The organism is Robertmurraya sp. DFI.2.37 (genome assembly GCF_029211245.1).
In the GTDB taxonomy this organism is placed as follows: domain Bacteria; phylum Bacillota; class Bacilli; order Bacillales; family Cytobacillaceae; genus Robertmurraya; species Robertmurraya methanolica_A.
The window spans coordinates 1-255 of the sequence record NZ_JARGEJ010000964.1; the positions used below are offsets into that span (position 1 = coordinate 1).

Sequence of the window (255 nt, forward strand, 5' to 3'; positions counted from 1 at the left end):
CGTTCTCGTGGGGGAATGCTCCTTTTTTCGTGACTTTTCGAAAGCTAGAGTGGATACTTTCTACGGCATTCGTGGTGTACATGATTTTTCGTATGTGACTACCATAATCAAAAAGTTGCTCCACGTGTGAAAAGTTTCGTTTCCATACGTCTATAGCTCCAGGATACGTAGACCACTGCTTCTCAAAGGATTCAAACGCACTATGACAAGCCTTAAGACTTGGAGCCCCATACACTTTCTTTAAGGCAGCAGTAA

1 protein-coding gene is annotated in these 255 nt (G+C 43.1%); it reads right to left on the reverse strand.

The genetic code is table 11. The annotated features are described in order from the left end of the window. A partial coding sequence (locus PZE06_RS34310; RefSeq protein WP_275792593.1) for a transposase occupies positions 1–255 on the reverse strand: 255 nt, incomplete at both ends.